Below are 23,867 nucleotides of genomic sequence, written 5' to 3'. Positions count from 1 at the left end.
CGTCTTGGTGCACGGCTGCTGTGGTCATGCTGCACACGTTAACACTTGAACTTTCAGGGCTTCAAAGAAGGTCTTTGACGCGGGATCGGGGCGCAGGAACGCCAACACCCCACCGTGCAGCGGCTGCTCCACAGCGGGGTGTCGACGACGTCCGCCCTGAGGTGTGACGCGTGTTACGCGTCTTCCTGCGCCTGGTTGGCGGTCAGCCGCTCCTTGGCGCGGTCCACCTTCTCGACGATCTGCTCGGACATGGCGTCGCGCTGCTTGCGCAGCAGGACCCAGCTCAGCGGGGCGGAGAGGATCAGCGCGAGCAGCAGCACCCACATGAGGTGGGAGTCGCCGCGACCGGCCGGGAGGATGCGCAGATAGGTGAGGGCCCAGACGACGAGGAAGCAGGCCACGAAGACTCCGAGGCGCAGTGCGGTGTAACGGAGAGTGGCGTGCTGCTTGCTGCTCACGGACGGACCTTCTTCTCTACTGCGGCGGAACGGGGCCAGGTCCAGTGAAGCACGTCCCGTTTCGGATCAAATGAGGGGGAGCCACATCGTGACGTCGTCCCGGAACTCGCCGTACGCGACCTTGATCGCGCCCGGCACCCGGCCGACCTCCTTGTAGCCGCAGGACCCGTAGAACCGCTCCAGTCCGAGTCCCCCGCGGCAGCCGAGCCGGAGTCCGTCTATGCCGTCCATCCCGCGGGCCGCCTCCTCGACGGCGGCCATCAGCTCGCGCCCGTAACCCTTGCCCTGGTGGGCCGGGTGCACCATCACGGTGTAGAGCCAGCACCAGTGGCGCATCAGCCGGTGCGCGTTGAAGGTGAAGAAGGCGGTCGCCAGCACCCGGCCGTGCCCGTCGAGCCCGACCAGGAGCCGGGCGCGGCCCTCGGCCATCGCGGCGAGGTGCCTGACCAGCTCGGGCCGGATGTCGTCCGCGCTGACGGGCGGTACGAACCCGACGGCGCCTCCCGCGTTCGTGACATCGGCCCACAACGCGCATATGCCGTCGCGCAGCTCGGGCCTCATCTCGGGGTCCAGGTGGAAAGTCAGCGGCATGCCTACGACGATAAGCGGCTCAGCTCAGCGCCTGAGCGGCCACCCGCAGGTCGGACACCAGGCCTCGGTACACCGCCTCCCGGTCGTCGGCACGCAGCACGGCGGACGGGTGGATGGTGGCCACGACGCATTCCTCCCGCTCCTCGTCGCCGTCGAAGGAGGGGCACGTCAGCAGCGCTCCGCGCTGCTTGGTCACCCGGAAGGACGGGCCGAGCAGCGCCTTCCCGGCCGTCGCACCCAGGGCCACGATCACCTCGGGGTCGATCAGCCGCAGCTCGGCCGTCAGCCAGGGCTTGCAGGCACTCAGCTCACGCAGGTTCGGCGTCTTGTGGATCCGGCGCTTGCCGCGCTCGGGGACGTACTCGAACTTGAAGTGCTTCACGGCATTGGTGACGTACGTCTCCGTCGGGTCGATGCCGGCCTCGTCGAGCGCCTGCATCAGCACCCGGCCCGCGGGCCCGACGAACGGCAGGCCCTTCCGGTCCTCCTGGTCGCCCGGCTGCTCGCCCACGAGCACCACCCGGGCGTCCGCGTCGCCGGAGCTGAAGACGGTCTGGGTCGTGTTGCGGTGCAGCGGACACCCACGGCAGCCCGCTGCGGCCTCCCGCAGGGTGGCCAGATCCGCACCGGCGGGGACGAAGGGGCCGGCATCGTAGCTGTCCTCGGGCTCGGGGGTCCCGGTCGCGTTCATATGCCCCGGGGTACCCCCGAAAGCCCTCGTCAGACAGAGGCGCCCCCGCCTGCAGCGAGCAGCGGGGTCTGGGGCGGAGCCCCAGGACAGTCAGACGCGCATCGGCTGCGGCGCTTCGCGGCGGTCCGGGTCGGGCCCCGGGTACTCGCGAATGACCTCGTACCGCGTGTTCCGCTCGACCGGCCGGAACCCGGCGTCCCGGATCAGGTCCAGCAGATCGTCACGGGTCAGCTTGTTGGGCGTGCCGAAGTTGTCCGCGTCGTGGGTGATCTTGTACTCGACCACCGAGCCGTCCATGTCGTCCGCGCCGTGCTGCAGCGCGAGCTGCGCCGTCTGCACCCCGTGCATGACCCAGAAGACCTTGACATGCTGCACGTTGTCGAACAGCAGTCGCGAGACCGCGAAGGTCTTCAGCGCCTCGGCACCGCTCGCCATGGTCGTCCGGGCCTGGAGCCGATTGCGGATCTTGCCGTCCTTCATGTCCACGAAGTCGTGCTGGTAGCGCAGCGGGATGAAGACCTGGAAGCCGCCGGTCTCGTCCTGCAGCTCGCGCAGCCGCAGCACGTGGTCCACCCGGTGACGAGGCTCCTCGATGTGCCCGTACAGCATCGTGGACGGGGTCTTCAGACCCTTTTCATGCGCCAGGCGGTGGATGCGCGACCAGTCCTCCCAGTGAGTGCGGTGGTCGACGATGTGCTGCCGGACCTCCCAGTCGAAGATCTCGGCGCCACCGCCGGTCAGGGACTCCAGACCGGCGTCGATCAGCTCGTCGAGGATCTCGGATGCGGACAGCCCGGAGATCGTCTCGAAGTGGTGGATCTCGGTGGCGGTGAAGGCCTTCAGGGAGACGTTCGGCAGGGCCTTCTTCAGCTCGCGCAGCGAGCGCGGGTAGTAGCGCCAGGGCAGCGTCGGGTGGAGGCCGTTGACGATGTGCAGCTCGGTGAGGTTCTCGTGCTCCATCGCCGTGGCGAGGCGGACGGCCTCCTCGATACGCATCGTGTACGCGTCCTTCTCGCCGGGCTTCCGCTGGAAGGAGCAGTAGGCGCAGGACGCGGTGCACACATTCGTCATGTTGAGGTGGCGGTTGACGTTGAAGTGGACGACGTCGCCGTTCTTCCGGGTCCGCACCTCATGGGCGAGGCCGCCCAGCCACGCGAGGTCGTCGCACTCGTAGAGCGCGATGCCGTCCTCGCGGGTCAGTCGCTCCCCCGCGTGGACCTTCTCCTCGAGCTCGCGCCTGAAGCCCACATCCTTGATAGATGCAGTCATACGGCCGCCTCCCAATCGCCTGCCTGTCGGGCCCCGTCGAGCGTACCCCCCGCCGTGTCGCGGGAATTCACCCCGTCACACCCCTTCCGGCAGTTCACCTACCCGGTTCTCCCACTTGGTGGAGAGCACGATGGTGGTCCGGGTGCGAGAGACTCCCTTGGTGCCGGAGAGCCGCCGGATGGTCTTCTCCAGACCGTCGACGTCGCTGACCCGGACCTTGAGCATGTACGAGTCGTCGCCGGCGATGAACCAGCAGTCCTCGATCTCGGCCAGGTCCCGCAGTCGGCGTGCCACGTCCTCGTGGTCGGCGGCGTCGGACAGCGAGATGCCGATGAGGGCCGTCACGCCAAGGCCGAGCGAGGCGGAGTCGACGGTCGCGCGGTAGCCGGTGATCACCCCGGCCGCCTCCAGACGATTGATCCGGTCCGTGACGCTGGGCCCGGAGAGCCCCACGAGCCGTCCCAGCTCTGCATACGAGGCCCTGCCGTTCTCCCGAAGGGCCTGGATGAGCTGCCTGTCCACCGCGTCCATCTGCCTGGAGCCTTCCATTGTTCAGTATTCGCCAGCTTCAGTATAAGGAATCTGAGGCACACAGGATAACCTGCCTGTGAATCAACCTAAGAATCCAAAGTGGGATGGGGCTGGCACGAGGCTAGTCGTCGCCTCGGGAGCCTCCGATCGCACCCTCCCACCGGCGGTACAGCTTGTGCGGCACGCCCGCCGCGTCCAGCACTCGCCCAGCGACGAAGTCCACCAGGTCCTGGATCTGCGTGGCGCCCGCATAGAACGCCGGAGACGCCGGCAGGACCACGGCGCCCGCCTGATCCAGCGCCACCAGATGCTTGAGCGTCTGCCCACTCAGCGGTGTCTCCCGGAGCGCCACCACGAGCGGCCGCCGTTCCTTCAGCGTCACGCTCGCTGTCCGCTGCAGCAGGTCCTTCGAGAGACCGAGGGCCACCCCGGCCACGCACGCCGTGCTCGCCGGCACGATCAGCATGCCTTTGACCGGGTACGAACCCGAGGAGGGGCCTGCGGCCAGATCTCCGGGCGCCCAGTGCCGTACGTCCGACAGGTCGGGCAGCGTGGCCTCGAACCGGTCCGGGGTGCCGTCCGCGCCGCGCGCCAGCCAACGGCGCAGGTCCTCGTGCCAGTGCGCATCGCGGAAGGCGATGCCCGTCTCGTCCAGCAGCGTCAGCCGGGAGGCCCGGCTGACCACCAGGTCCACGGCCTCGCCCGCGTGCAGCAGGGCACGCAGCACCGACGCCGCATAGGGCGTGCCGGACGCGCCGGACACTCCGACCACCCAGGGTCGGCGCTGCCCGGTGCCGGGGGCGTCCTTCGATCTCGGCTGCGGCGGCTCCACGGCTCGAGCCTATCCGGCGGCGTACGGCGTCATCCGGCGGGAACCCGGGCAGCCTCTCCTGGCGTTGGGATGGTGGAGAAAGGGGGCTCCGATGACGTACGGACCAGGGGGATACGGCCCGCCCGGACATGGCCCGCCTGAATACGGACGGCCGCCGTACGGGGCGGGGCCGCCGGGCGCCGGGCCGGAGACGTCCCGTCGCGGGGCGCGGGCGAAGGCGGCAGCCGTGCTGGTGCTCGCCTGGGTCGTGCTGCTCTGGCTGCTGGAGTACGTGGACGCGGCGAACGGACATGTCCTGGATCCGTACGGCATCACGCCGCGCGAGCCGACCGAGCTGCGCGACGTCGTGCCCGCCGCCTTCCTCCACTTCGGCTTCCAGCATCTCGCCGCCAACACGATGCCGCTGCTCATCCTGGGCTTCCTCGCCGCCGTCAGCGGCATAGGGCGCTTCATGGGCGTGGTGGCGGTGATCATCCTGACGAGCGGTCTCGGCGTCTGGTTCTTCGCGCCCGCGGGGTCCATCACAGCCGGCGCGTCAGGAGTCGTCTTCGGGCTCTTCGGCTACCTGCTGGTGCGCGGCTTCGTGGACCGCAGGCCGACCTGGGTGGGCATAGGCCTGGCCGTCGCGGTCTTCTACGGGTCGATCCTGTGGGGCGCGCTGCCGACCACGACCGGTATCAGCTGGCAGGGCCACCTGTTCGGCCTGCTCGGCGGGGTGTTGGCGGCGTTCCTGTTCCGCGAGCAGCGGCCAGCGCCGAGGATGTGACGCCTCCGCGCTCACGAGGGGTACGCCCTATACGCCGAGCCCGCGCGCGATGAGATCAAGCAAGGTGCAGGCGAACAGCACGCAGCCGATGACACCGTTGACCGTGAAGAACGCGCGGTTCAGCCGGGACAGGTCGTGCGGCCCCACGATCGTGTGCTCGTAGAGGAACGCCACAGCGACGATCACCAGTCCGGCCCAGAAGAAGGTCCCGGCCTCGGTGACCGCCCCGTACCACGCCAGCAGCGCGGTCGTGACGGCATGGCAGGCTCGCGCGCCGTACAGCGCCGCAGGGACGCCGAAGCGGGCCGGCACGGACAGCACACCGTGCGCACGGTCCGCCTGGACGTCCTGGCAGGCGAAGATCAGGTCGAAGCCGCCGATCCAGATGCCGACGGCGAGGCCCAGGACCACTGCGTCCCACGACCAGGCACCGGTGACCGCTATCCAGGCGCCGACCGGGCCCATCGCCTGGGCCAGACCGAGGATCGCATGCGGGTAGTTGGTGAACCGTTTCCCGTAGGGATAGACCACCATCGGGATGACCGCGACGGGGGCGAGCGCCAGGCACAGCGGGTTGAGCAGCGCCGCGGCGCTCAGGAAGACGACGACGGCGATGAGCGCTCCGGTCCATGCGGACCGTACGGAGACCGCGCCCGTCACCAACTCGCGTCCCGCCGTACGCGGATTGCGAGCGTCGATCTCGCGGTCGATGATCCGGTTGCACGCCATGGCGAAGGTCCGCAGGCCCACCATCGCCACGGTGACGAGGAAGAGCTCCCACCAGTGGACCCGGGCGTCTTCGAGGAACATCGCGGTGAGCGAGGCGATATAGGCGAAGGGGAGGGCGAAGACCGAGTGCTCGATCATCACGAGCCGGAGGAAGGCCTTGACCTTGTTGTCGCTCGCGGCCGGCGCGGGCGACGCGGCTGCTGCCGACGTCATACCTGAGACCTCCGGAAGGTGTCTTCGATACTGCGCAGTTCATGGAGGCCTACTGCCCTGGCATCGCCCGGCCTCGCTGTGGCGGACGCGGCACTCATAGCCCGTACTCCTTCCACCGCCGAGTGACCCTGTCGGCGGTGTCTGGGTCGGACTCGACCATGTTCGGCCAGCCGCCGTCCCGGGTGTAGCCCTCCTCGGGGAGCTTCCGCGTCGCGTCGATGCCTGCCTTGCCACCCCAGAACTGCTGGTACGAGGCGTGGTCGAGGTGGTCGACCGGGCCCTCGACCACCGTCAGGTCACGGGCGTAGTCGGTGTTGCCCAGAGCCCGCCAGGCGACCTCGTGCAGATCGTGCACATCGCAGTCGGCGTCCACGATCACGATGAGTTTGGTGAGCGACATCATGTGCGCACCCCAGATGGCGTGCATCACCTTCTGTGCGTGCTTGGGGTACTTCTTGTCGATCGACACGATCGCGCAGTTGTGGAACCCACCCGCCTCGGGGAGGTGGTAGTCCACGATGTCGGGCACGATGATCTTCAGCAGCGGCAGGAAGAACCGCTCCGTCGCCCGTCCCAGCGGCCCGTCCTCGGTCGGCGGACGGCCGACGACGATCGACTGCAGCAGCGGGCGCCGACGCATCGTCACGCAGTCGACGGTGAGCGCCGGGAAGTCCTCCTGCGGGGTGTAGAAGCCGGTGTGATCCCCGAACGGGCCCTCCGGCAGCAGCTTCCCGGGCTCCAGCCACCCCTCCAGCACGACCTCGGCGGCCGCCGGAACCTGCAGCGGCACGGTCTTGCAGTCCACCAACTCGACCCGCTTGCCCTGCACCAAGCCGGCGAAGAGGTACTCGTCGATGTCGCCGGGAAGCGGGGCCGTGGACGCGTAGGTCACGGCGGGCGGGCAGCCGAAGGCGATGGCGACCGGCAGCTTCTCGCCCCGCCGGGCCGCGACCTGGTAGTGGTTGCGGCTGTCCTTGTGGATCTGCCAGTGCATACCGATGGTGCGGCGGTCGTGCCGCTGCAGGCGGTAGAGCCCGAGATTGCGGATGCCCGTCTCCGGGTCCTTGGTGTGCGTCAGCCCGAGGTTGAAGAAGGAGCCACCGTCCTCGGGCCAGGTGAACAGCGCCGGCAGCTTGTCGAGATCGACGTCGTCGCCGGTGAGCACGGCCTCCTGGACGGGGCCGTCCTTCACCTTCTTCGGCGGCACGTGCGCCATGCTGCCCAACTTGCCGAACGCCTCGCGCATCCCGACGAAACCGTGCGGCAGCTCCGGCTTGAGCAGGCCGCCGATCTTCTGGCTGATCTCGTCGTAGGACGTCAGGCCGAGCGCCTTGAGGAGCCGTCGGTCGGTCCCGAAGACGTTCATGGCGAGCGGCATCGCCGAGCCCTTCACGTTCTCGAAGAGCAGCGCGGGTCCGCCCGCCTTGTTAACCCGGTCGACGATCTCACCGACCTCAAGATACGGGTCGACTTCGGCCTTGATGCGCCGCAGGTCGCCGTCGCGCTCCAGCGCGCGAAGGAACGAGCGAAGATCGTCGTATGCCATGCGCCCCAGTATCCGCCATCGGATGTCGCCGCTGGCCCCCCGGGCGCTCCTGAGGTGTCGCGCGTCACCCGTCCCTCGGCCGGGCCCCGGCCGCCGGGCTCTGGGGTCCCCCATGCCGCAGGCCAGAGGAGCGCCTATCGGCTCGCGGCGTCTACCCTGGACTGGTCCGGGGCTTCCCGCCTTCCCGCCGCCTCCAGGGGGACCGCACCACCATGCTCAGGTATCTGCCGTTCATCCTGATCCTGGCGCTGACGATCTACGCCTTCATCGACTGCCTCAACACCCCCGAGGACGAGGTCAAACACCTCCCCAAGGTGGTCTGGGTCATCATCATCCTGCTCTTCTCGATCGTCGGGCCGATCGTCTGGCTCGCCACGGGCAAGCGGCGACACGTCCCGGCCGGCGGGAGCACCCCGTCGCATGGGCACCGCACCCACCGCACGCAGTGGGTGGCTCCGGATGACAATCCGGAGTTCCTGCAGTCCTTGAAGGGCGAGAACGAGAAGGACGAGGCGCTCCTGGAGGACTGGGAGGCGGATCTGCGCCGCCGCGAGGAAGAGCTCAAGCGCCGGGAGAACGGCGGCAACGACGACACCCCGCCGCAGTCCTCCTGACGAGCCGTGTGATGCCCGGAACCCGCATCCCCACCGTCGACGTGGGTCCCTGGCTGTCCGGGGACGATCCGGCGGCGCGGAACCGGATCGCCGCGACCGTGGACCGCGCCCTGCAGAGCGCCGGTTTCCTGCTCGTCACCGGCCACGGTGTGGACCCGGCGCTGCGCACCGGCGTACGGGACGCGGCACGCGGCTTCTTCCGGCTTCCCGAGGCGGCGAAGCGACCGTATGCCGTACGGGTCGGGGGGCGCGGCTGGCTCGGGCCGGGCGCCGAGGCCAACGCGTATGCCGAGGGCGTCCAAACCCCGCCCGATCTCAAGGAGTCGCTGTCCTTCGCGGCCGAGGAGCCGACCGGGGACCCGGAGACGGACGCGGAGTGGTTTCTGCCGAACACCTGGCCGTCGGCGGTGCCGGGCCTGCGGCCGCTGACGGAGGCGTATCTCACGCAGATGCGCACGCTGTCGGACCGGCTGCTGGAACTGCTGGCCGCCGCGCTCGGCTGCTCCCTCGACTTCTTCACCCGGCACACCCGGCACCCCACCTGGGGCTTCAACATCAACTGGTATCCGGGGACGGACACGGTGGGCGAGCCGGAGCCCGGTCAGTTCCGGATCGGTCCGCACACCGACTTCGGGACGGTCACGGTGCTGGACCGGCAGCAGGGCAAGGGCGGACTTCAGGTCTTCACCGAAGAGGGCGGCTGGGAGGACGCGCCGTACGACCGGGACGCCTTCACCGTGAATATCGGCGATCTGATGGCCCGTTGGACAGGCGATCGCTGGCGCTCCGGCCGCCACCGCGTGCTGCCCCCGCCGGCCGACGCCCCGGCGGAGGAGCTGATGTCACTGGTCTACTTCTACGAGTGCGATCCGCACACCCGCGTGGAGTCCGTGCCGGCCCCGCTGGGGCGCGTCGCGTACGAGCCGGTGGACGCGCACTCCTATCTGCGGGCGAAGCTGGACGCGATCGGCGTCGGGTGATCGGTCCCGCGCTACCGCACCGGTCTCAGACTCCGGCGTAGGAGTGCTTGCCGGTGATGAAGATGTTGACGCCGTAGTAGTTGAAGAGGAAGCAGGCGAAGGCGATCAGGGCGAGGTAGGCGGCCTTGCGGCCCTTCCAGCCGGCGGTGGCCCGGGCGTGCAGGTAGCAGGCGTAGGCGACCCAGGTGATGAACGACCAGACCTCCTTGGGGTCCCAGCCCCAGTAGCGGCCCCAGGCGGCCTCGGCCCAGATCGCGCCCGCGATGATGGTAAAGGTCCACAGCGGGAAGATCACCGCGTTGATGCGGTAGCTGAACTTGTCGAGGCTGGCGGCCGCGGGGAGCCGGTACATCACCGATGCGTTCGCCCGCGCCAGCCGCCAGCGCAGCCGCTTGAACGAGGTCGCCGGGCGGGGACCCGGTGCCCAGCCCGTGGCGAGCTTGGCCTCGTAGCTGTCGCGGAAGAGGTAGAGCAGCGTGCCGACGGCGCCGAGGTAGAACACCGCGCCGGAGATGATCGCGCAGGAGACGTGGATGTACAGCCAGTACGAGTCGAGGGCGGGAACCAATTGGTCGCTCGCGGTGTACAAGACAGTGACGGCGAGGCCGAGATCGAGGAGGACCGTCGTGACCAGGGGGAGTCCGATCCAGCGCACGTTCTTCTTCAGCGCGAGGAGGATGGCGTACGCACCGACGGCCACCATCGAGAAGGTGGTCGAGAATTCGTACATGTTGCCCCAGGGGGCGCGCTCCACAGAGAGGGCGCGGGCAACTACGCCGCCGGCGTGGACGAGTAGGGCGAGGACGGTCAGCGAGACGGCGAATCTGCCGTACAGATCGCCCTGCTCGGTGCCGCCTGCGGCACCGGGGCCATCCGGGACGTCACGGGTGCCGGCGGCGGACCGGGTGACGACCTTGGGGCGTTCCAGGACCGCCGTGCCGCCTCCAGTGGAGCCGGTGTTCGCACCGGGAGAGTCCTGCACCAGGGCGGCGGTGGCATCGGTGAGAGCGGCGGCGGTGCGGCCCACCCTGCTCCGGCTGCCGAGCACCCATTCGGCGATATGCGCGATGAAGGCCAGGGTGTAGACCGCCATCGCGGAATAGATCAGCACGTTGCTGATGTGGGCCATGTTCTCGTTGGCCGCGACCGCGAGGTTCACGCGCGCGCTCCTTCGCCTTCGGCAGGTTCAGCTGGGTCGTCGTCGGCTTCCGCAGCCGCGTTCTCGATCGGTGGTGCGTCGGGCTGCAGTGTCACGGCGAGGTCGGCCAGCTCCTCGGGGAGCTTTGCGGATTCGCTGCGGCCGAGTCCGGCCATCTCGACGACCGTGGTGCCGTCGTCGCCTCGCCTCGCCCTCACCCACACCCGGCGACGCTGGATGAACAGGGAGGCGGCGAGGCCCATGAGTGCGGCGACCGCACCACCGAGCGCCAGTCCGCCCGCGGGCCGGTAGGAGATCTGGAAGCTGGCCCAGGTCTTGACCCCGTCGAACGTCAGCGAGCCCGCTCCGCTCGGCAGGGTCATGGTCTCGCCGGGGCGCAGGGCCTTGCGGAAGAAGTCGCCGCTCGGGTCCTTGAACTGCTCCATCTTCCGGGTGTCCAGCTGGTACACGTTCTGCGGCAGGCCGGAGTCGATGCCGAGGCTGCCGTGGAAGGCGTTCAGCGAGAGCACCGGATAGTCGAGCGCGGGGAAGGAGGAGTGCGGGCCACGCACTTCATCGAGTGCGAAGGTGGGGGTGAACCGGCCCTGGAAGCCGAGCTGGTCCTTCTCGCCGTCCTTGTCACGGTAGTCCGGGACCTTGATCACGCCGACGGAGGTCAGATTGCCGTCCTGAGGGAGGAACGGGACCGGCCCCTGGTAGGCGATATCGCCCTGCCCGTCCTTGACCGTCACCACTGGCGCGTAGCCGTGGCCGATCAGAAAGACTTTGTACGACGCGAATGTGTCGCCCGTGACCTCGAGGGGTTCGTTGACCTCGATGGTGGAGGCGCGCTCCGGGCCGTCCGCGCCCTCCCAGTACGTGACGTGGGCGCGGAATTCGCGGGGGGTGCCCTTCTGGGGGCCGGACCGCTCGTAGCTCGCGTCGAAGCCGTTCAGCGAGAAGCCGAAGGGGGCGAGGGTGTCGGAATCGAAGAGACCGCCGGACTTGAAGTCGTCGTACTGCGTCAGCGTGTTGGAGAAGCCGTCACCGTCGACGATCAGCTTGCCGCCCTCGGACTTCCAGAGCTGCCCCGCGGCGAAGGCCACCAGCATCACGATCAGCGCGATATGGAAGGCCAGGTTGCCCACCTCCCGCAGGTAGCCCTTCTCCGCGGCGACCGCGTCGCCGGTGGTGTGGGCCCGGAAACGGCGGCTGCCCAGCATCCGCCGCGCGGCGGCCAGCACCTGCTCGGGCTCGGCTTCGGTACGCCATGTGGTGTAGACGGGCAGCTGCGTGAGGCGGCGCGGTGCGGCCGGCGGACGGCCGCGAAGCTGACCGACGAACTGCCAGGTGCGCGGGACGATGCAGCCGATGAGAGAGATGAACAGCAGGAGGTAGATCGCCGAGAACCACACCGAGGTGTAGACCTCGAACAACCCGAGCTTGTCGTAGACCGGGGCGAGCGTTTCATGGGCGGCCCGGAACTCCTCGACCTTGACCGGGTCGACGCCGGTCTGCGGGACCAGCGACCCCGGGATGGAGGCGAGCGAGAGCAGGAAGAGCAGGATCAGCGCGACCCGCATGGAGGTGAGCTGCCGCCAGAACCAGCGTGCCCAGCCGATGACCTCGCGCCCCAGCCAGCCCAGCCTCCCGCGCACGCCGGGTCGGCGCACGCCGCCGAACGAGCCCGGCACGGCCTGCCCGGCGTCGTCCTGCGCGGGTGCCGTGGACAGCTGGGACCCGGCGGCGCCCAGCTCGTCGTCCTCCCGCGCCGCGGCGGTGACGGCGGCAGCGGCGTCGGTGCCTGTCTGTGTCTCCGACTCGGCCATGGTTCAGATTCCCGGAGTAAAGGTGGACGACCAGCCCTGCAGGTCGGTGATCATGCGGTCCCAGATCCCGGTGACGAGCAGGACGCCCACCACGACCAGCATCGAACCACCGATCCGCATCACCCACACGTAGTGCTGCTTGACCCAGCCGAACGCGCCCAGCGCCCGCCGGAAGGCGATCGCGGTGAGGAGGAAGGGCACGCCCAGGCCCGCGCAGTACGCGACGGTGAGCAGCGCCCCGCGCGCGGCACTCGCCTCATTGAACGCCAGGGCGTTGACCGCGGCCAGCGTCGGGCCGATGCAAGGGGTCCAGCCGATGCCGAACAACGCGCCCAGCATCGGCGCGCCGAGCAGGCCCATAGTGGGCTTGGTGTGGATGCGGAACTCGCGCCGGCCGAACCCTCCCAGGACCCCCATGAAAGCGAGGCCCAGCAGGATCGTGAGAGCGCCGAGCACCTTGGAGATGGTCTCCTTGTGCTCCTCCAGCGTCAGGCCGAAGTTCCCGAACAGCGCCCCGTAGGAGACGAAGACCGCCGTGAAGCCGAGGACGAAGAGGGACGCCCCCGCGACCATCCGGCCCCGTCGGGCCTCGGCCAGGTCGGTGCCGCTGACCCCGGTGACATACGACAGATAGCCCGGTACGAGCGGCAGCACGCAGGGGGAGAAGAAGGAGACCAGTCCGCCGAGGAGGGCGACGGGCAACGCGAGCAGGAGTGCGCCGGTGAGGACGGTCTGGTTGGGGTCGGTCGCGGCGGCGAGGGCGATCACGTGATCACTTCTCCGCGATCAACGGATCGAGCGTCCGGTACAGCTGCTCCTCACCCAGCGGCGTCAGGGCGCGCGCCGCGACCCTGCCCTCCCGGTCGATGAACAGCGTCGAAGGGATGGCCTTCGGGTTGAGGCTGCCCGCGGGGAAGCGAAGCATCAGCTTGCCCGCCGGGTCGTAGAGGCTCGGGTACGGACTACCGAACTCCTTCTCGAACTTCACCGCCGGCTGCCGCGTCGAGTCCCGCGTGTTGATGCCGACGAACCGCACCCCCCGGGCCTCGGTGGCCTTGGCGACCTTGGCGAAGTGGGGTGCCTCCGCCCGGCACGGCGGGCACCACGACCCCCATACGTTGATCACGACGACCTTGCCCCGGTAGTCGGCGAGGTCGAGCTGCTCATCGTCGAGGGTCTCGCCGGAGATCTCTGGAAGCGGCTTGCGGTCGGCCTTCTTCACCGTGTCGATGCCGCCCTCGCCCGCCACGAACTTCGTCCCGGCGGAACCTCCGGACGTACCGGTCCCGCAGGCGGTCAGAGCCAGGGCGGCTGCCGCGGCCCCGGTGGCAGCCCGCACGGCGGTACGACGTGAGGTCGCTCGGCGTCGGGGGGCGCGGCGGCAGGCAGACATGTGAAAAGTTTCGCATGGCCCGTTCCAGGATCTTCCACACCCCCCTCAAGTCACCCGAAACCGCCTGTCAGGGTGGCCGTGATGCAGGTCGGACACCCGGCTCAGGACGCGGACAGATATGCCTTCCAGCCACCTGCCGGCCGCTGTCCCACCCCGAGGCCGCGCAGCTTCCGCAGCACCTTTGGATCCTGGACGTCGAGCCAGTCCACGTACTGCCGGAAGGAGACCAGACGCACGTCTTTCCGCTTCTCGTCCGCCATGTGCTTGAAGGCCTCTTCGACGGCGTTCATATAGATGCCGCCGTTCCACTGCTCGAAGTGGTTGCCGATGAACAGCGGGGCGCGGTTGGTCTCGTATGCGCGCTGGAAGCCCGCGACCAGGGCCTCGCGCGCCTGCTGCTCCCAGGCCGGGTACTTGGACGGATCGCTCTGCATCGCGTTCTGCGACTGGTTGGCGAGCATGTTGTAGTCCATGGACAGGACTTCGAACTCCCGGCCCGGGAAGGGTATCTGCTGGAGCGGAAAATCCCATATGCCCTGTTTCTTGGTGGGCCAGACCTGGTGTCCGCCCGGCGCGCTCGCGTCATAGCGCCAGCCCAGCCGCTTGGCCGTCTGCAGCAGGTTGTCCTGGCCCAGCAGACAGGGCGTACGGCCGCCGATCAGCTCCTTCTCGTAGTTGAACGGCAGCGGGTCCAGGTCCGTGAAGCCGGTGTTCGTCCGCCACTTCGTGACGAAGGACACTGCCTGATCGATCTCCGACTGCCAGTCGGCCGGCGTCCAGTGGGCGACCGAGCCCGACCCGGCGCAGAAGTGACCGTTGAAGTGGGTGCCGATCTCGTGGCCCTCGAGCCAGGCGAGACGGACGTTCTCCAGGGTCATCCGGATGTGCTCGTCGGTGAGGTATCCGATGTCGGAGGCCCCGACGGGATTGTTCGGCGGCCGGTAGAGGCTCTTCTTCGACTCGGGCAGCAGATAGAGCCCGGAGAGGAAGAAGGTCATGGCCGCGCCGTGGTCCTTTGCGAGCTTGCGGAAGCGCGGAAAGAGTCCATTGCCGACATCGCCCGCACCGTCCCAGGAGAAGATCACGAACTGCGGCGGCATCTGGCCGGGTTCGAGCCGCTCGGGCTTCGGCTGGCCGGGCTGCGGACCGGTATCGGCGGTGGAGCCGTCACCGATCAGCCGGGGGCGACTCTGCCTGCCCCCACCACCGCTTCCCGCGCCCCAGCCGCCCGTACCGGCCGCCGATCCCGAACCCATTCCGCAGCCCGCGGCCCCGAGCGCAGCCGCCGCACCCAGCCCCAAGCCCAGCAGTCCCCGTCGACTGATCTCGCGCATTTCGCCCCCGTTCATCACATGCCGTACCCGCTTTTCCCAAACGGGCACTTGTTAAGAGGGCATGACGGGAGACGGGGTTCCGGAAAACGGTGGAGAGATTGGCGTGATCTATGCGCCGAAGCCCTTGACGCCCTTCACCGATCCCCTGCCGAAGCGCTGCTGAGCGCCGACCAGCAGGTGCGGCGGCACCAGATCCCGGGCGGGTTCGCTGTAGCCGACGGAAACCATCCGGTCGCCCTCGAAGGTGAAGGTGGTCAGGCTCGCGAGCGTGCACTGCCGCCGGCGCGGATCGTGCCACAGCCGCCGTCGCTCGACATGGCTGCGCACGATCCAGATCGGCAGCTGATGGCTGACGGCCACCGCCTCGTGCCCGCGCGCGGCGTCGCGCGCCGCAGCCAGCGCGGCCATCATCCGTACGACCAGCTCGATGTAGGGCTCGCCCCAGGAGGGCCGGAACGGGTTGATGAGGTGCCGCCAGTTGCCCGGCCGCCGGAGCGCCCCATCGCCGACCCCGAAGGTCTTGCCCTCGAAGACGTTCTCGGCCTCGATGAGCCGATCGTCGGTGGTGATGTCCAGGGAGTGCGACTTGGCGATCGGCGTGGCCGTCTCCTGCGCACGCTCCAGCGGAGAGGAGGCGACGAACCGAATGTCGCGGTCGGCCAGGTGCTCGGCCACCCGGTCGGCCATCTGCCGCCCCAGATCGGAGAGGTGGTAGCCGGGCCGCCGCCCGTAGAGCACGCCGTCCGGATTGAGCACCTCACCATGGCGCACCAGGTGCACAACGGTCCTGGTCCGATCCGGCCCGCTCCGGTCGGCGGCGCTCGGTTCGGTGGAGATGGCGTTCGCTTCGGTCATGGCGTCCATCATGCAGATGCCTCGGCGGCGGCCCGCGCGGCGGTCGGCAGGGCGGCTGCGATGCGCTCGATCGCAGCGCTGTCGTGGGCCGTCGACACGAACCAGGACTCGAACGCGGACGGCGGGAGGTAGACGCCCTCGGCGAGCATCGCGTGGAAGAAAGCCGTGAAGCGGTGGGCCTGCTGGGCCTTCGCCTTCTCGTAGTCCGTCACGTCCTCGTCCGTGAAGAACACCGAGAACATGTTCCCGGCCGTCTGCAGCCGGTGGACGACGCCCTCCTTCGCGAGTGCCTCGGTCACCAGTGCCCGCACCTCGGCGGAGACCGCGTCCACCGTCTCGTACGCCGCGTCGTCCAGCAGCCGCAGCTGTGCGAGCCCGGCGGCGGTCGCGACCGGGTTACCGGAGAGCGTGCCCGCCTGGTAGACGGGTCCGGCCGGGGCCAGGTGCGCCATGACATCGGCGCGGCCGCCGAAGGCCGCGGCCGGGAAGCCACCGCCCATGACCTTGCCGAAGGTCATCAGATCCGGTTCGACGCCGTCGATGCCGTACCAGCCCGTCCTGCTCACCCGGAAGCCGGTCATCACCTCGTCGGAGATGTAGAGCGCACCGCTCTCCGCGCAGAGCGACTTCAGCCCCGCGTTGAAGCCCGGAAGCGGCGGCACGACGCCCATGTTGCCCGGCGCCGCTTCGGTGATCACGCAGGCGATCTCTCCGGGGTAGCGGGCGAAGGTGTGCCGCACCGCGTCCAGATCGTTATACGGGAGCACGATCGTGTCGCCGGTCTGCGCGCCGGTCACCCCCGGTGTGTCGGGCAGCCCGAACGTGGCAACCCCGGAACCGGCCGAAGCCAGCAGCGCGTCCACATGACCGTGGTAGCAGCCCGCGAACTTGATCACCTTCGCACGGCCGGTGAACCCACGGGCGAGCCGGATCGCCGACATGGTCGCCTCGGTGCCGGAGGAGACCAGTCGGACCTGCTCGACGGGGGCGATCCGGTCCACGATCTCCTCGGCGAGCGCCACCTCACCCTCGCCGGGCGTACCGAAGGAGGTGCCGTGTGCCACCGCCGCCTGCACGGCCTCGACGACCTGCGGATGGGCATGCCCGAGGATCATCGGCCCCCAGGAACACACGAGGTCGACATACTCCCGACCGTCGGCATCGGTGAGGTACGGACCGGTACCGGACACCATGAACCGGGGTGTACCACCCACGGCACGGAACGCACGGACGGGAGAGTTGACGCCCCCGGGCGTCACGACCGCCGCGCGGTCGAAAAGTGTCTGCGAGACTGAGGCATCGTACGAGTAAGTCACGTATTCCATGGTGTCAGAGGCAGACGGGGACACGAGGAGAGGCGTTTCACCTCTCGTCGACGGGGGAGGTCTCTGAGACGATGATCGGGTTGCGCGGCGATGGCCGCGAGTGGTCGGGTGGAGATATGCATCGCGGTGGCGGACTGGGCGAGGGGACCGATGACCTGGGCCCCGACCGCGCTGGTGTCCCCTACGCCGAAGGCGAAGGGCGGGGGCGGCACCGGCGCGAGCGCGAGGTGCACAGTGGCGGGAGCAGGGGTGGCCGTGTGGGGGTGACCTACAAATACTTCGGCGCGCCCGACGGAGCGACCGCGGCCCGTGTCCCCATCTCGATGCGACCCGAGGAGCTGGGCGGCGACGAGCTCGGCATGGGGGGAATGTTCACCAAGATCAAGCCCGAGACGATGGCGGCGATGGTGCTGACCGGCATCGAGGGCATACCCCTGTACAAGGTGCCGCCGCTCGAGCTGGTCGTGCTGCACCCGGACTATGCCGTGGTGAAACTGCCGATGACGGTCGTCGACCCACTGCGAGGGGTGGGCGAGGAGGCCGTCGGCGCGGCCGCCTTCATCTGGTCCACGGTCCCGGACCGCGGGGGGCCGCGGGACGCCTTCAACGTCTACCAGCTGCTGCACGAGTGGCAGGACTTCAGCCACCGCCTGCATGAGGCGGGACACCAACCGTACTGCCTGGTCTGGCCCTGACCTGACATCATTCTTCTGGGCCGCCCATGCGGTCGGGACCAGGCGGGCCCTCTTCGGCGGCCGGGCACAGCGCGGGTAGCGGCGACAACAGCGGCAGGGGCACCCCTGTGCCGTGGGGTGCCCCTTCGTAATATCTCTGCCGCATATATCTCTGATGCCGTCATGTACTGCCTTTCCTCCGGCGGCGCAGGACCACGACGCCGCCGCCCACCGCCAGAACGACGAGCGCGGCACCGCCGACCAGCTCCGCGTTGTTCACCTTCCCGGTGCCGCCGCCTTCGCCGGCCCGCGAGCCCCGCGTGGGCCCGACCTGTAGCCGGCCGAAGAGCCGCTCCCCGTCCCCGCACCGGATGACGACGCTGTGCTTGCCCCTGGCATGCCAGAGCACCCGCGCGCTGCCGACGAGCCGGTCACCCCTCGGGGTCAGCGGGACGCTGCCGAAGGCACCCGAGTACGCGGTCGTGCCCTCGCGGATGTCGCAGTACCCGTCGTCACTGATCCATACGGTCTGGCCCGGATGCACCCGGTGCGGATCGACGTTCGCCGGGGTGCTCGCCACGGCGACCGGGGCGGCGAGACCGACGACAGCGGCAGCCGCAGCCGTGGTGGCGACAACACGAGCAGATCGCATGGAATCCTCCGATGCCGGCCGTGGCCCCGTGGCCACGCCTGATAAATCCGGCACAGAACGATGCAAAGCGACGAGCCGGAGGTCCGCGACGCGGGCGTCGGCTCCGCTCACCCTGATGCCGCATCACATCCGGTGCAATGGTCGGCGTTGTCCCAGCACATAGGGCATATCGGGGGGAATCCGATGGTCTTTCAGTGGACGCGTCCGCACGGGTGAGGCCGTACCCCCGACGCCCCGTCACCCGCCGCGGGGGCCACCGACCGACAGCGGTACGGACGTACGGCCTACGGGGCCTCGGCTGTGAGATAGCGCTGGACCGTCGGCGCCAGCCAGGCCACCACGTCGTCGCGGGACAGGGCGACGGCGGGCGGGATGCGCAGCACGTACCGGCTCAGCGCCATGCCCAGAATCTGCGAGGCCGCCAGCGCCGCGCGTGTGGCACTCTCCGCCGAACGGGGGCACACGGCCGCCGCCACCGGCTCCAGCTGCTCGCGAAAGATCCGCTGCATCCGTTCGGCACCCGCGGAGTTGGTGACCCCCACCCGCAGCAGCGCCGTCAGGACCTCGTCCTCCTCCCAGCGGCTCAGGAAGTGCCGGACCAGCGCGACGCCGACCTCCTCGCGCGGGACGGCGGAGAGGTCCGGCAGCCGCAGGTCGAATGCCGAGGCGGCCGCGAAGAGCCCCTCCTTGTTGCCGAAGTAGCGCATCACCATGGACGGATCGATGCCGGCGTCCTTGGCGATGGCCCGGATCGTGGCGCGCTCGTATCCGTCGGCGGCGAAGCGTTCGCGCGCCGCCTCGAGGATGGCGGTCCGGGTGGCGTCGGAGCGGCGCGGCCTGGGGGCACCTCCCTGGGGGCACCGCCCAGCGATAGCTGGGGGAGGTAGCTGGGGGCGATCTGCGTCCGCGGCGGCCTTCTCGGCGTGCTGCATGCCAACGATTGTATGCCAACGCATGTTGATGCCCTCGGCGTCCACGCCCGCACCCGGGAGCAGCTCGATGCCCGGGGGCCTGGCCGACGAACTCGTCGAGACCGGTCTGCCGGGCAGCACCGTCCGGCTCTTCGGAAACCTCTCCCTCGACCTGGGGCGGCTGCCCACCCGCTTTCCGTACCTGCTGATCACCCCGCAGTACGAGGTGGAGCGGCTGCTGGAGCGGCGGGCCATCAGCGCCGGAGTCGACTTCCGGTACGGCACCGAAGTCCTCGGTGTGACCCAGGGCGCGGACGGCGTCGACCCGGCCGGAAAGCGCGCCCCCGACGCACCGCCGGCGGCGCGCCGGGGCGATGGTCCGACCCGGCTCTACGAGGCCTTGCGCGCGGGGACGTTCGTCTTGGTCACGCCCGGCGACGAGAGCCCGGATACCGGCGGCCGGGGCGACCGTCTCGTCCTCGCCTCCTGGTCCGACCGGAGCCGCACCGCGATGCTCGTCCGCCCGGACGGGTACGTCACCTGGGCCCCGGACGAGAAGGACCCGGCACGGCGCCGGGAGTCGCTCCGGACGGCCTTCAGCCAGTGGACCGGAGAACCGGCTGCGCCGCGGCAGGTGTAGCCACCGACGGCGTCAGTCGATGATGTGCCGGAGATACGTGTGCGGATCGTCGAGGTAGCGACGCCAGTGGTCGACGATCGCCAGGTCCTTCCACTCCACCGTGCGCATGCCGTGGTCGCCGACCTCCACGATCTCGGCCCCGGGGACCGCCGTGAGCAGCGGCGAGTGCGTCGCACAGACGATCTGCGCGCCGCTCCTGCCCAACTGGTGCATCAGACCCACCAGTTGCAGGCAGGAGGCGAAGGACAGCGCGGCCTCCGGCTCGTCCATGATGTACAGGCCGGGCCCATGGAACTTGTCGCGGAACGCCGCGAGGAAGCCCTCGCCGTGACTCACCTCGTCCACCACCACCGACAGTCCCTTGCCCGCCTGCTCCCGTCTCAGCGCCTCCAGCGCAGTCTCCGCGCGGAGGAAGAATCCCCGGCGGCGGCTGCGCGGCGCGCGGATCATGCGCCGGCCGTCCCGCGTCGCATCGAAGCGGATCCGCTCGCCGAGCGCCGACTTCTCCCGTTCTGTCGCGTACCGGTAACCCGCGGCGCCGCCGTAGGAGTCCAGGCCGAACCCCTCGGCCAGCCCCTCGACCAGCGTCGACTTCCCCGAGCCGTTCTCCCCCACCAGAAACGTCACAGGGGCGGAGAAGCGCAGTCCGCCGTCGTCCAGCAACTGCCGTACGCACGGCACCGACCAGGGCCACTCGCCGCGGTCGAACCCCTCACCGTCCGGAAGATGCGCATAGGCGCGCTCTATGAGCATGATTCGACGGTCTCATGCCGCACCGACAGCGGCTCCTGGGCTGTCGGCATGCTCATCGCCCGCTCCCGTCGCCCTCTTCGCCCTCGCCGCCCTGCCGGAGGTCGGCGCCGCCTGGCTGGACTTGCAGGGGGTGCACGTAGACGTGATCGGCGCGCCGGTCTGCCTCGCGGGTGTCACTGTGATCATGTACGCCCCGCGAGGCAGCAGCTGAGGACGGTCGCCGCGGGTCGGCGACCGCGGGTCAGCGGTGGCGCACGAACGCCTTCCCCATGCGGAAGTCGGCCGAACAGGACCGCTTCTCGGCGGCGGTCATCTTCCGCGTCTTGACCACCACCGCATTGCTCTTGCCGTCCGTGCCGTTCGGCGCGGGGCCGGTGACGACGTCCGGGACGAACCAGTAGTAGTGGCCCCACTTCGGGTCGTCGTAGTGCGTCTGCCAGGTACCCGAGACCGTCTGCATCACCTGCGCCCGGGAGATCCATCCCACTTCACCGGGCCGCACGGTCATGTCGAGGCGGCTGGTCTCGGAGTGCTCGCTCGACCAGGTGTGGCTGTACGTCGCCGTCACACTGACGTCGATGATGCCCGCCAGCTTGCTGCCGGCGGACACGGAGACTCCGGCCGAGTCCGTCGAGCCCACCGTGTCGGACCAGATCATCGTCTGGGATGCGGGCGAGGTGCTGCAGTTGTGGAGCTCGTCGGAGACCCGCCGGAAGTCTCCGAGGTAGGCCTCGCCGAGCTGCGGCGTGTTGAAGCTGCACTTCCCGGCACCGGAGTCGCAGTCGGCTATGAGCTGCTCCCGGGTGGGCCCGTCATCGGCGGCGGCGGGCATCGCCGTCAGGGCCACCATTCCGAGTGCGGCCGCCGACAACGCCAGCATCCGGCCGCCGTGCCGCATCGCGCGGTTCTTCGCCATGTTCGTGCCTCTCACCTTGCTGTGGGGGGTCGGCGAGCGCAGGAGCCCCTTTCGGAGGTTCTGATGCCACAGAGCCTGCAGTCACCGCCTGATGCAGATGAGACTGATGTAAACAACCGAGGCCGCCACACCAAGGCTCGGCAAAGTTGTGGTTGAGAACGGAACGGAGGAGGAAACGGCCTGCTCCAGCAGCACATCCCCAACGAAAGGAAAATCAGGGGTGGTTGAAAGTCCGGCTTATGCTGCCTTTCGGATCACGATCTCCCCAGCCCGAGGAGCCACCCATGCCCGCCGTCCCTCTGCACCGGCCCGAGGCGCCCCCGGTCGCCGTCGTCACCGGCGCGAGCAGCGGCATCGGCGCCGCGACCGCCCGTCGGCTCGCCGCCGCCGGGTACCGCGTCGTCCTCACCGCCCGCCGCAAGGACCGCATCGAGGCCCTCGCCGCCGAGCTCGCGGAGGCCGGCCACGAGGCCGTGCCGTACGCGCTGGACGTCACCGACCGGGCCGCCGTCGACGAATTCGCCGCCTCTCTGGACCACCACGGCCCCGGCCCCGGCGTCCAAGTTCTCGTCAACAACGCGGGCGGCGCACTCGGCACCGACCCGGTGGAGACCGCGGACCCGGCCGACTGGCGCGCGATGTACGAGGTCAACGTCCTCGGCGTGCTGAACATCACGCAGGCCCTGCTGCCCTCGCTCACCGCCTCCGGCGCGGGCACGGTCGTGATCCTCTCCTCCACCGCGGGCCTGGCCACGTACGAGGGCGGCGGTGGTTACGTCGCCGCCAAGCACGGCGCGCATGTCATCGCCGAGACCTTGCGCCTGGAACTGGTCGGCCGGCCGATCCGGGTCATCGAGATCGCGCCGGGCATGGTGAAGACCGACGAGTTCGCGCTGACCCGCTTCGGGGGCGACGAAGAGAAGGCGGCGGCGGTCTACGCGGGTGTGGCGGAGCCCCTGACGGCGGAGGACGTGGCAGACACCGTCACCTGGTCCGTCACCCGCCCTCCCCACGTCAACATCGACCTCCTGGTCGTACGCCCCCGCGCCCAGGCCTCCAACTACAAGGTCCACCGCGAGAGCTGACGCCCGCGGCACCCCGGACCCACATCCCCGCACGACCCGACCCCATGGCGTGACCTGAGGCCGCCGCACAGCGGCCGGAGCCGCGCACCCGCCACTTGAACATGTTCAAAAAAGCGTCTACAGTCCAGGCAACGCAATTTTTGAACACGTTCGAAAAGGGGGGGTCTCGTGGACCTCACAGTGGTCAGCTATGCCGTCTACCTGCCGATCAGCACGGCACTCACCGTCTGGGTCGCCCGGACACTGAGCCGGAACGGACGGATCTTCCTGGCCGATGTCTTCCAGGGCGACGACAAGCTCGCCGACGCCGTCAACCACCTGCTGGTCGTCGGCTTCTACCTCGTCAACCTGGGCTTCGTGGCGCTGTGGATGAAGACCGACGCGGAGATCGGGGACGTCCGCGAGGTGTTCAACGCCCTCTCGATGAAGCTCGGGACGGTGCTGCTGGTGCTCGGCATCCTGCACCTCACCAACGTCTACGTGCTCAACAAGATCCGCCGCCGCGGCCTGATGGACCGTGAGCAGCGGCCGCCGCTGCCGCCGCAGGGCTGGGTCGCTCCGGCCTCGCCGACGGCCTGACGATGAGCACCACCGGCGCGGGCCGGGGCACCGAGGCCCCGGCCCTCCCGGCCGCCGCCTCCTCCTCGCCCACCCCGGCGGCGGTCCGGCGGCTGACCGTCCTGCACGACCCCGGCTGCCCGCTGTGCCGGCATCTGAGCGACTGGCTGCGCAGACAGCGGCAGCTGGTGCCGCTGGAGTTCGTGGCGGTCGGCTCGGACGAGGCCCGGGAGCGGTTCCCGGGAATCGACCAGACAGTCGCGTACCGCGAGATCACCGTGGTGGGGGACGGCGGCCAGGTGTGGACCGGGCACGCCGCGTTCGTCGTCTGCCTGTGGGCCCTGGCCGCTCACCGGCCGCTGGCGCACCGGCTCAGCACACCGGCCGGCCTGCCGTTCGCCCGCGGGGCGGCCCTGGCCGCGGCGAAGTACCGAGCCGCAACCTCGGCGAAGCGGCGGTCCCCGGGCAGCGGCACCACCTCGCCCTGGCAGGGCTGGGGCGGGGACTCCTGGGGTGCCGACCTGTGGCCGGGCCCGCCGGAGCCGCCCGGCTGTGACGGGCGGTGCCCGGCACCCGATTAGGCT

27 protein-coding genes and 1 pseudogene are annotated in these 23,867 nt (G+C 69.6%); 9 read left to right on the top strand and 19 right to left on the bottom strand.

Features of this window, described 5'->3' with window-relative positions:
- Positions 1-173: 173 nt before the first annotated feature.
- The 6 genes from ACTWQI_RS23290 to ACTWQI_RS23265 form a co-directional block, all read right to left on the bottom strand.
- Positions 174-458 carry a DUF4229 domain-containing protein gene (locus tag ACTWQI_RS23290; RefSeq protein WP_443273399.1) on the bottom strand — a complete coding sequence of 95 codons (285 nt, stop codon included), beginning with the start codon at positions 456-458 and terminating at the stop codon, positions 174-176.
- A gap of 66 nt (positions 459-524) precedes the next feature.
- A complete protein-coding gene (locus tag ACTWQI_RS23285) occupies positions 525-1,049 on the bottom strand; it encodes a GNAT family N-acetyltransferase (RefSeq protein WP_443273398.1) in 525 nt (174 codons plus the stop codon).
- Positions 1,050-1,068: 19 nt separating this feature from the next.
- On the bottom strand, positions 1,069-1,740 hold the full coding sequence (locus ACTWQI_RS23280; RefSeq protein WP_443273396.1) for a UdgX family uracil-DNA binding protein: 672 nt from the start codon (positions 1,738-1,740) through the stop codon (positions 1,069-1,071).
- A gap of 90 nt (positions 1,741-1,830) precedes the next feature.
- Positions 1,831-3,009: an aminofutalosine synthase MqnE gene (mqnE, locus tag ACTWQI_RS23275; protein ID WP_443273395.1), complete on the bottom strand. Its 1,179-nt coding sequence runs from the start codon at positions 3,007-3,009 to the stop codon at positions 1,831-1,833.
- 75 nt (positions 3,010-3,084) lie between these two features.
- On the bottom strand, positions 3,085-3,540 hold the full coding sequence (locus tag ACTWQI_RS23270; protein ID WP_443273393.1) for an Lrp/AsnC family transcriptional regulator: 456 nt from the start codon (positions 3,538-3,540) through the stop codon (positions 3,085-3,087).
- Between the two features lie 121 nt (positions 3,541-3,661).
- A complete protein-coding gene (locus ACTWQI_RS23265) occupies positions 3,662-4,372 on the bottom strand; it encodes a UbiX family flavin prenyltransferase (RefSeq protein ID WP_443273391.1) in 711 nt (236 codons plus the stop codon).
- Positions 4,373-4,463: 91 nt separating this feature from the next.
- Here ACTWQI_RS23265 and ACTWQI_RS23260 point away from each other — a divergent pair, with 91 nt between their 5' ends.
- A complete protein-coding gene (locus ACTWQI_RS23260) occupies positions 4,464-5,138 on the top strand; it encodes a rhomboid family intramembrane serine protease (RefSeq protein ID WP_443273389.1) in 675 nt (224 codons plus the stop codon).
- A 27-nt stretch (positions 5,139-5,165) separates the two neighbouring features.
- Here ACTWQI_RS23260 and mqnP read toward each other — a convergent pair whose 3' ends face one another.
- Both mqnP and ACTWQI_RS23250 read right to left on the bottom strand, forming a co-directional pair.
- Positions 5,166-6,080 carry a menaquinone biosynthesis prenyltransferase MqnP gene (mqnP, locus tag ACTWQI_RS23255; protein ID WP_443273387.1) on the bottom strand — a complete coding sequence of 305 codons (915 nt, stop codon included), beginning with the start codon at positions 6,078-6,080 and terminating at the stop codon, positions 5,166-5,168.
- A 94-nt stretch (positions 6,081-6,174) separates the two neighbouring features.
- The gene (locus tag ACTWQI_RS23250; protein ID WP_443273385.1) at positions 6,175-7,626 is read right to left on the bottom strand and encodes a menaquinone biosynthesis decarboxylase; all 1,452 of its coding nucleotides are present in this window, start codon (positions 7,624-7,626) and stop codon (positions 6,175-6,177) included.
- A gap of 212 nt (positions 7,627-7,838) precedes the next feature.
- Here ACTWQI_RS23250 and ACTWQI_RS23245 point away from each other — a divergent pair, with 212 nt between their 5' ends.
- Positions 7,839-8,240 carry a PLD nuclease N-terminal domain-containing protein gene (locus tag ACTWQI_RS23245; protein WP_443273383.1) on the top strand — a complete coding sequence of 134 codons (402 nt, stop codon included), beginning with the start codon at positions 7,839-7,841 and terminating at the stop codon, positions 8,238-8,240.
- An 11-nt stretch (positions 8,241-8,251) separates the two neighbouring features.
- Positions 8,252-9,220 carry an isopenicillin N synthase family dioxygenase gene (locus tag ACTWQI_RS23240; RefSeq protein WP_443273382.1) on the top strand — a complete coding sequence of 323 codons (969 nt, stop codon included), beginning with the start codon at positions 8,252-8,254 and terminating at the stop codon, positions 9,218-9,220.
- Between the two features lie 25 nt (positions 9,221-9,245).
- On the opposite strand, the gene ccsB is transcribed toward ACTWQI_RS23240, so the two are convergent.
- The 7 genes from ccsB to hemL all read right to left on the bottom strand — a co-directional run bounded on the left by ccsB (position 9,246) and on the right by hemL (position 17,094).
- Complete coding sequence (gene ccsB / locus ACTWQI_RS23235) at positions 9,246-10,379, bottom strand: c-type cytochrome biogenesis protein CcsB (protein ID WP_443273380.1); 1,134 nt, start codon at positions 10,377-10,379, stop codon at positions 9,246-9,248.
- Complete coding sequence (gene resB, locus ACTWQI_RS23230) at positions 10,376-12,187, bottom strand: cytochrome c biogenesis protein ResB (RefSeq protein ID WP_443273378.1); 1,812 nt, start codon at positions 12,185-12,187, stop codon at positions 10,376-10,378. The genes ccsB and resB overlap by 4 nt, the downstream gene beginning before the upstream one ends.
- Before the next feature lie 3 nt (positions 12,188-12,190).
- Positions 12,191-12,952 carry a cytochrome c biogenesis CcdA family protein gene (locus ACTWQI_RS23225; protein WP_443273509.1) on the bottom strand — a complete coding sequence of 254 codons (762 nt, stop codon included), beginning with the start codon at positions 12,950-12,952 and terminating at the stop codon, positions 12,191-12,193.
- 7 nt (positions 12,953-12,959) lie between these two features.
- On the bottom strand, positions 12,960-13,580 hold the full coding sequence (locus ACTWQI_RS23220) for a TlpA family protein disulfide reductase (RefSeq protein WP_443273377.1): 621 nt from the start codon (positions 13,578-13,580) through the stop codon (positions 12,960-12,962).
- 101 nt (positions 13,581-13,681) lie between these two features.
- Positions 13,682-14,914: a hypothetical protein gene (locus ACTWQI_RS23215; protein ID WP_443273508.1), complete on the bottom strand. Its 1,233-nt coding sequence runs from the start codon at positions 14,912-14,914 to the stop codon at positions 13,682-13,684.
- A 108-nt stretch (positions 14,915-15,022) separates the two neighbouring features.
- Entirely contained in the window at positions 15,023-15,769 is a 747-nt protein-coding gene (locus ACTWQI_RS23210) for a histidine phosphatase family protein (RefSeq protein ID WP_443273375.1), read from the bottom strand.
- Positions 15,770-15,777: 8 nt separating this feature from the next.
- A complete protein-coding gene (gene hemL, locus ACTWQI_RS23205; RefSeq protein WP_443273373.1) occupies positions 15,778-17,094 on the bottom strand; it encodes a glutamate-1-semialdehyde 2,1-aminomutase in 1,317 nt (438 codons plus the stop codon).
- A gap of 116 nt (positions 17,095-17,210) precedes the next feature.
- On the opposite strand from hemL, the gene ACTWQI_RS23200 reads away from it, so the two are divergent.
- Entirely contained in the window at positions 17,211-17,789 is a 579-nt protein-coding gene (locus ACTWQI_RS23200) for a hypothetical protein (RefSeq protein WP_443273507.1), read from the top strand.
- Positions 17,790-17,949: 160 nt separating this feature from the next.
- Here ACTWQI_RS23200 and ACTWQI_RS23195 read toward each other — a convergent pair whose 3' ends face one another.
- Both ACTWQI_RS23195 and ACTWQI_RS23190 read right to left on the bottom strand, forming a co-directional pair.
- The gene (locus tag ACTWQI_RS23195; RefSeq protein WP_443273371.1) at positions 17,950-18,420 is read right to left on the bottom strand and encodes a hypothetical protein; all 471 of its coding nucleotides are present in this window, start codon (positions 18,418-18,420) and stop codon (positions 17,950-17,952) included.
- A 284-nt stretch (positions 18,421-18,704) separates the two neighbouring features.
- Positions 18,705-19,352, bottom strand: coding sequence for a TetR/AcrR family transcriptional regulator (locus tag ACTWQI_RS23190; protein ID WP_443273369.1), 648 nt, complete (start codon positions 19,350-19,352; stop codon positions 18,705-18,707).
- A gap of 30 nt (positions 19,353-19,382) precedes the next feature.
- Between ACTWQI_RS23190 and ACTWQI_RS23185 the strand changes: the two are divergent.
- Positions 19,383-19,971, top strand: a pseudogene (locus ACTWQI_RS23185) (aromatic-ring hydroxylase C-terminal domain-containing protein); the annotation flags it as partial.
- 12 nt (positions 19,972-19,983) lie between these two features.
- On the opposite strand, the gene ACTWQI_RS23180 reads toward ACTWQI_RS23185, so the two are convergent.
- Entirely contained in the window at positions 19,984-20,724 is a 741-nt protein-coding gene (locus tag ACTWQI_RS23180) for an AAA family ATPase (RefSeq protein ID WP_443273367.1), read from the bottom strand.
- On the opposite strand from ACTWQI_RS23180, the gene ACTWQI_RS23175 reads away from it, so the two are divergent.
- Positions 20,717-20,935 (top strand): hypothetical protein, encoded by a 219-nt coding sequence (locus ACTWQI_RS23175; RefSeq protein ID WP_443273365.1) that lies wholly within the window; start codon positions 20,717-20,719, stop codon positions 20,933-20,935. The genes ACTWQI_RS23180 and ACTWQI_RS23175 overlap by 8 nt on opposite strands.
- Before the next feature lie 30 nt (positions 20,936-20,965).
- Here ACTWQI_RS23175 and ACTWQI_RS23170 read toward each other — a convergent pair whose 3' ends face one another.
- Positions 20,966-21,640: a hypothetical protein gene (locus tag ACTWQI_RS23170; RefSeq protein ID WP_443273363.1), complete on the bottom strand. Its 675-nt coding sequence runs from the start codon at positions 21,638-21,640 to the stop codon at positions 20,966-20,968.
- A gap of 284 nt (positions 21,641-21,924) precedes the next feature.
- On the opposite strand from ACTWQI_RS23170, the gene ACTWQI_RS23165 reads away from it, so the two are divergent.
- From ACTWQI_RS23165 to ACTWQI_RS23155, 3 genes are all read left to right on the top strand, one after another.
- A complete protein-coding gene (locus ACTWQI_RS23165) occupies positions 21,925-22,725 on the top strand; it encodes an SDR family NAD(P)-dependent oxidoreductase (RefSeq protein WP_443273361.1) in 801 nt (266 codons plus the stop codon).
- Between the two features lie 168 nt (positions 22,726-22,893).
- Complete coding sequence (locus tag ACTWQI_RS23160) at positions 22,894-23,304, top strand: hypothetical protein (protein ID WP_443273359.1); 411 nt, start codon at positions 22,894-22,896, stop codon at positions 23,302-23,304.
- A 2-nt stretch (positions 23,305-23,306) separates the two neighbouring features.
- Positions 23,307-23,864 carry a thiol-disulfide oxidoreductase DCC family protein gene (locus tag ACTWQI_RS23155; RefSeq protein WP_443273356.1) on the top strand — a complete coding sequence of 186 codons (558 nt, stop codon included), beginning with the start codon at positions 23,307-23,309 and terminating at the stop codon, positions 23,862-23,864.
- Positions 23,865-23,867 lie beyond the last annotated feature (3 nt).

The sequence above is a fragment of the Streptomyces sp. KR80 genome (genome assembly GCF_052245555.1).
Lineage (GTDB): Bacteria > Actinomycetota > Actinomycetes > Streptomycetales > Streptomycetaceae > Streptomyces.
Note: the sequence above shows the minus strand (reverse complement) of the source record. Positions and strands in the feature narration are given on the sequence as shown.

Excerpts from the sequence above, each read along its gene's own strand:
- ACTWQI_RS23285 (WP_443273398.1), bottom strand. The coding sequence starts at position 1,049 with ATGCCGCTGACTTTCCACCTGGACCCCGAGATGAGGCCCGAGCTGCGC.
- ACTWQI_RS23280 (WP_443273396.1), bottom strand. The coding sequence starts at position 1,740 with ATGAACGCGACCGGGACCCCCGAGCCCGAGGACAGCTACGATGCCGGC.
- mqnE (WP_443273395.1), bottom strand. The coding sequence starts at position 3,009 with ATGACTGCATCTATCAAGGATGTGGGCTTCAGGCGCGAGCTCGAGGAG.
- ACTWQI_RS23270 (WP_443273393.1), bottom strand. The coding sequence starts at position 3,540 with ATGGACGCGGTGGACAGGCAGCTCATCCAGGCCCTTCGGGAGAACGGC.
- ACTWQI_RS23260 (WP_443273389.1), top strand. The coding sequence starts at position 4,464 with ATGACGTACGGACCAGGGGGATACGGCCCGCCCGGACATGGCCCGCCT.
- mqnP (WP_443273387.1), bottom strand. The coding sequence starts at position 6,080 with ATGACGTCGGCAGCAGCCGCGTCGCCCGCGCCGGCCGCGAGCGACAAC.
- ACTWQI_RS23250 (WP_443273385.1), bottom strand. The coding sequence starts at position 7,626 with ATGGCATACGACGATCTTCGCTCGTTCCTTCGCGCGCTGGAGCGCGAC.
- ACTWQI_RS23245 (WP_443273383.1), top strand. The coding sequence starts at position 7,839 with ATGCTCAGGTATCTGCCGTTCATCCTGATCCTGGCGCTGACGATCTAC.
- ACTWQI_RS23240 (WP_443273382.1), top strand. The coding sequence starts at position 8,252 with ATGCCCGGAACCCGCATCCCCACCGTCGACGTGGGTCCCTGGCTGTCC.
- resB (WP_443273378.1), bottom strand. The coding sequence starts at position 12,187 with ATGGCCGAGTCGGAGACACAGACAGGCACCGACGCCGCTGCCGCCGTC.
- ACTWQI_RS23220 (WP_443273377.1), bottom strand. The coding sequence starts at position 13,580 with ATGTCTGCCTGCCGCCGCGCCCCCCGACGCCGAGCGACCTCACGTCGT.
- ACTWQI_RS23215 (WP_443273508.1), bottom strand. The coding sequence starts at position 14,914 with ATGCGCGAGATCAGTCGACGGGGACTGCTGGGCTTGGGGCTGGGTGCG.
- ACTWQI_RS23210 (WP_443273375.1), bottom strand. The coding sequence starts at position 15,769 with ATGACCGAAGCGAACGCCATCTCCACCGAACCGAGCGCCGCCGACCGG.
- hemL (WP_443273373.1), bottom strand. The coding sequence starts at position 17,094 with ATGGAATACGTGACTTACTCGTACGATGCCTCAGTCTCGCAGACACTT.
- ACTWQI_RS23200 (WP_443273507.1), top strand. The coding sequence starts at position 17,211 with ATGCATCGCGGTGGCGGACTGGGCGAGGGGACCGATGACCTGGGCCCC.
- ACTWQI_RS23195 (WP_443273371.1), bottom strand. The coding sequence starts at position 18,420 with ATGCGATCTGCTCGTGTTGTCGCCACCACGGCTGCGGCTGCCGCTGTC.
- ACTWQI_RS23190 (WP_443273369.1), bottom strand. The coding sequence starts at position 19,352 with ATGCAGCACGCCGAGAAGGCCGCCGCGGACGCAGATCGCCCCCAGCTA.
- ACTWQI_RS23175 (WP_443273365.1), top strand. The coding sequence starts at position 20,717 with ATGAGCATGATTCGACGGTCTCATGCCGCACCGACAGCGGCTCCTGGG.
- ACTWQI_RS23180 (WP_443273367.1), bottom strand. The coding sequence starts at position 20,724 with ATGCTCATAGAGCGCGCCTATGCGCATCTTCCGGACGGTGAGGGGTTC.
- ACTWQI_RS23170 (WP_443273363.1), bottom strand. The coding sequence starts at position 21,640 with ATGGCGAAGAACCGCGCGATGCGGCACGGCGGCCGGATGCTGGCGTTG.
- ACTWQI_RS23165 (WP_443273361.1), top strand. The coding sequence starts at position 21,925 with ATGCCCGCCGTCCCTCTGCACCGGCCCGAGGCGCCCCCGGTCGCCGTC.
- ACTWQI_RS23155 (WP_443273356.1), top strand. The coding sequence starts at position 23,307 with ATGAGCACCACCGGCGCGGGCCGGGGCACCGAGGCCCCGGCCCTCCCG.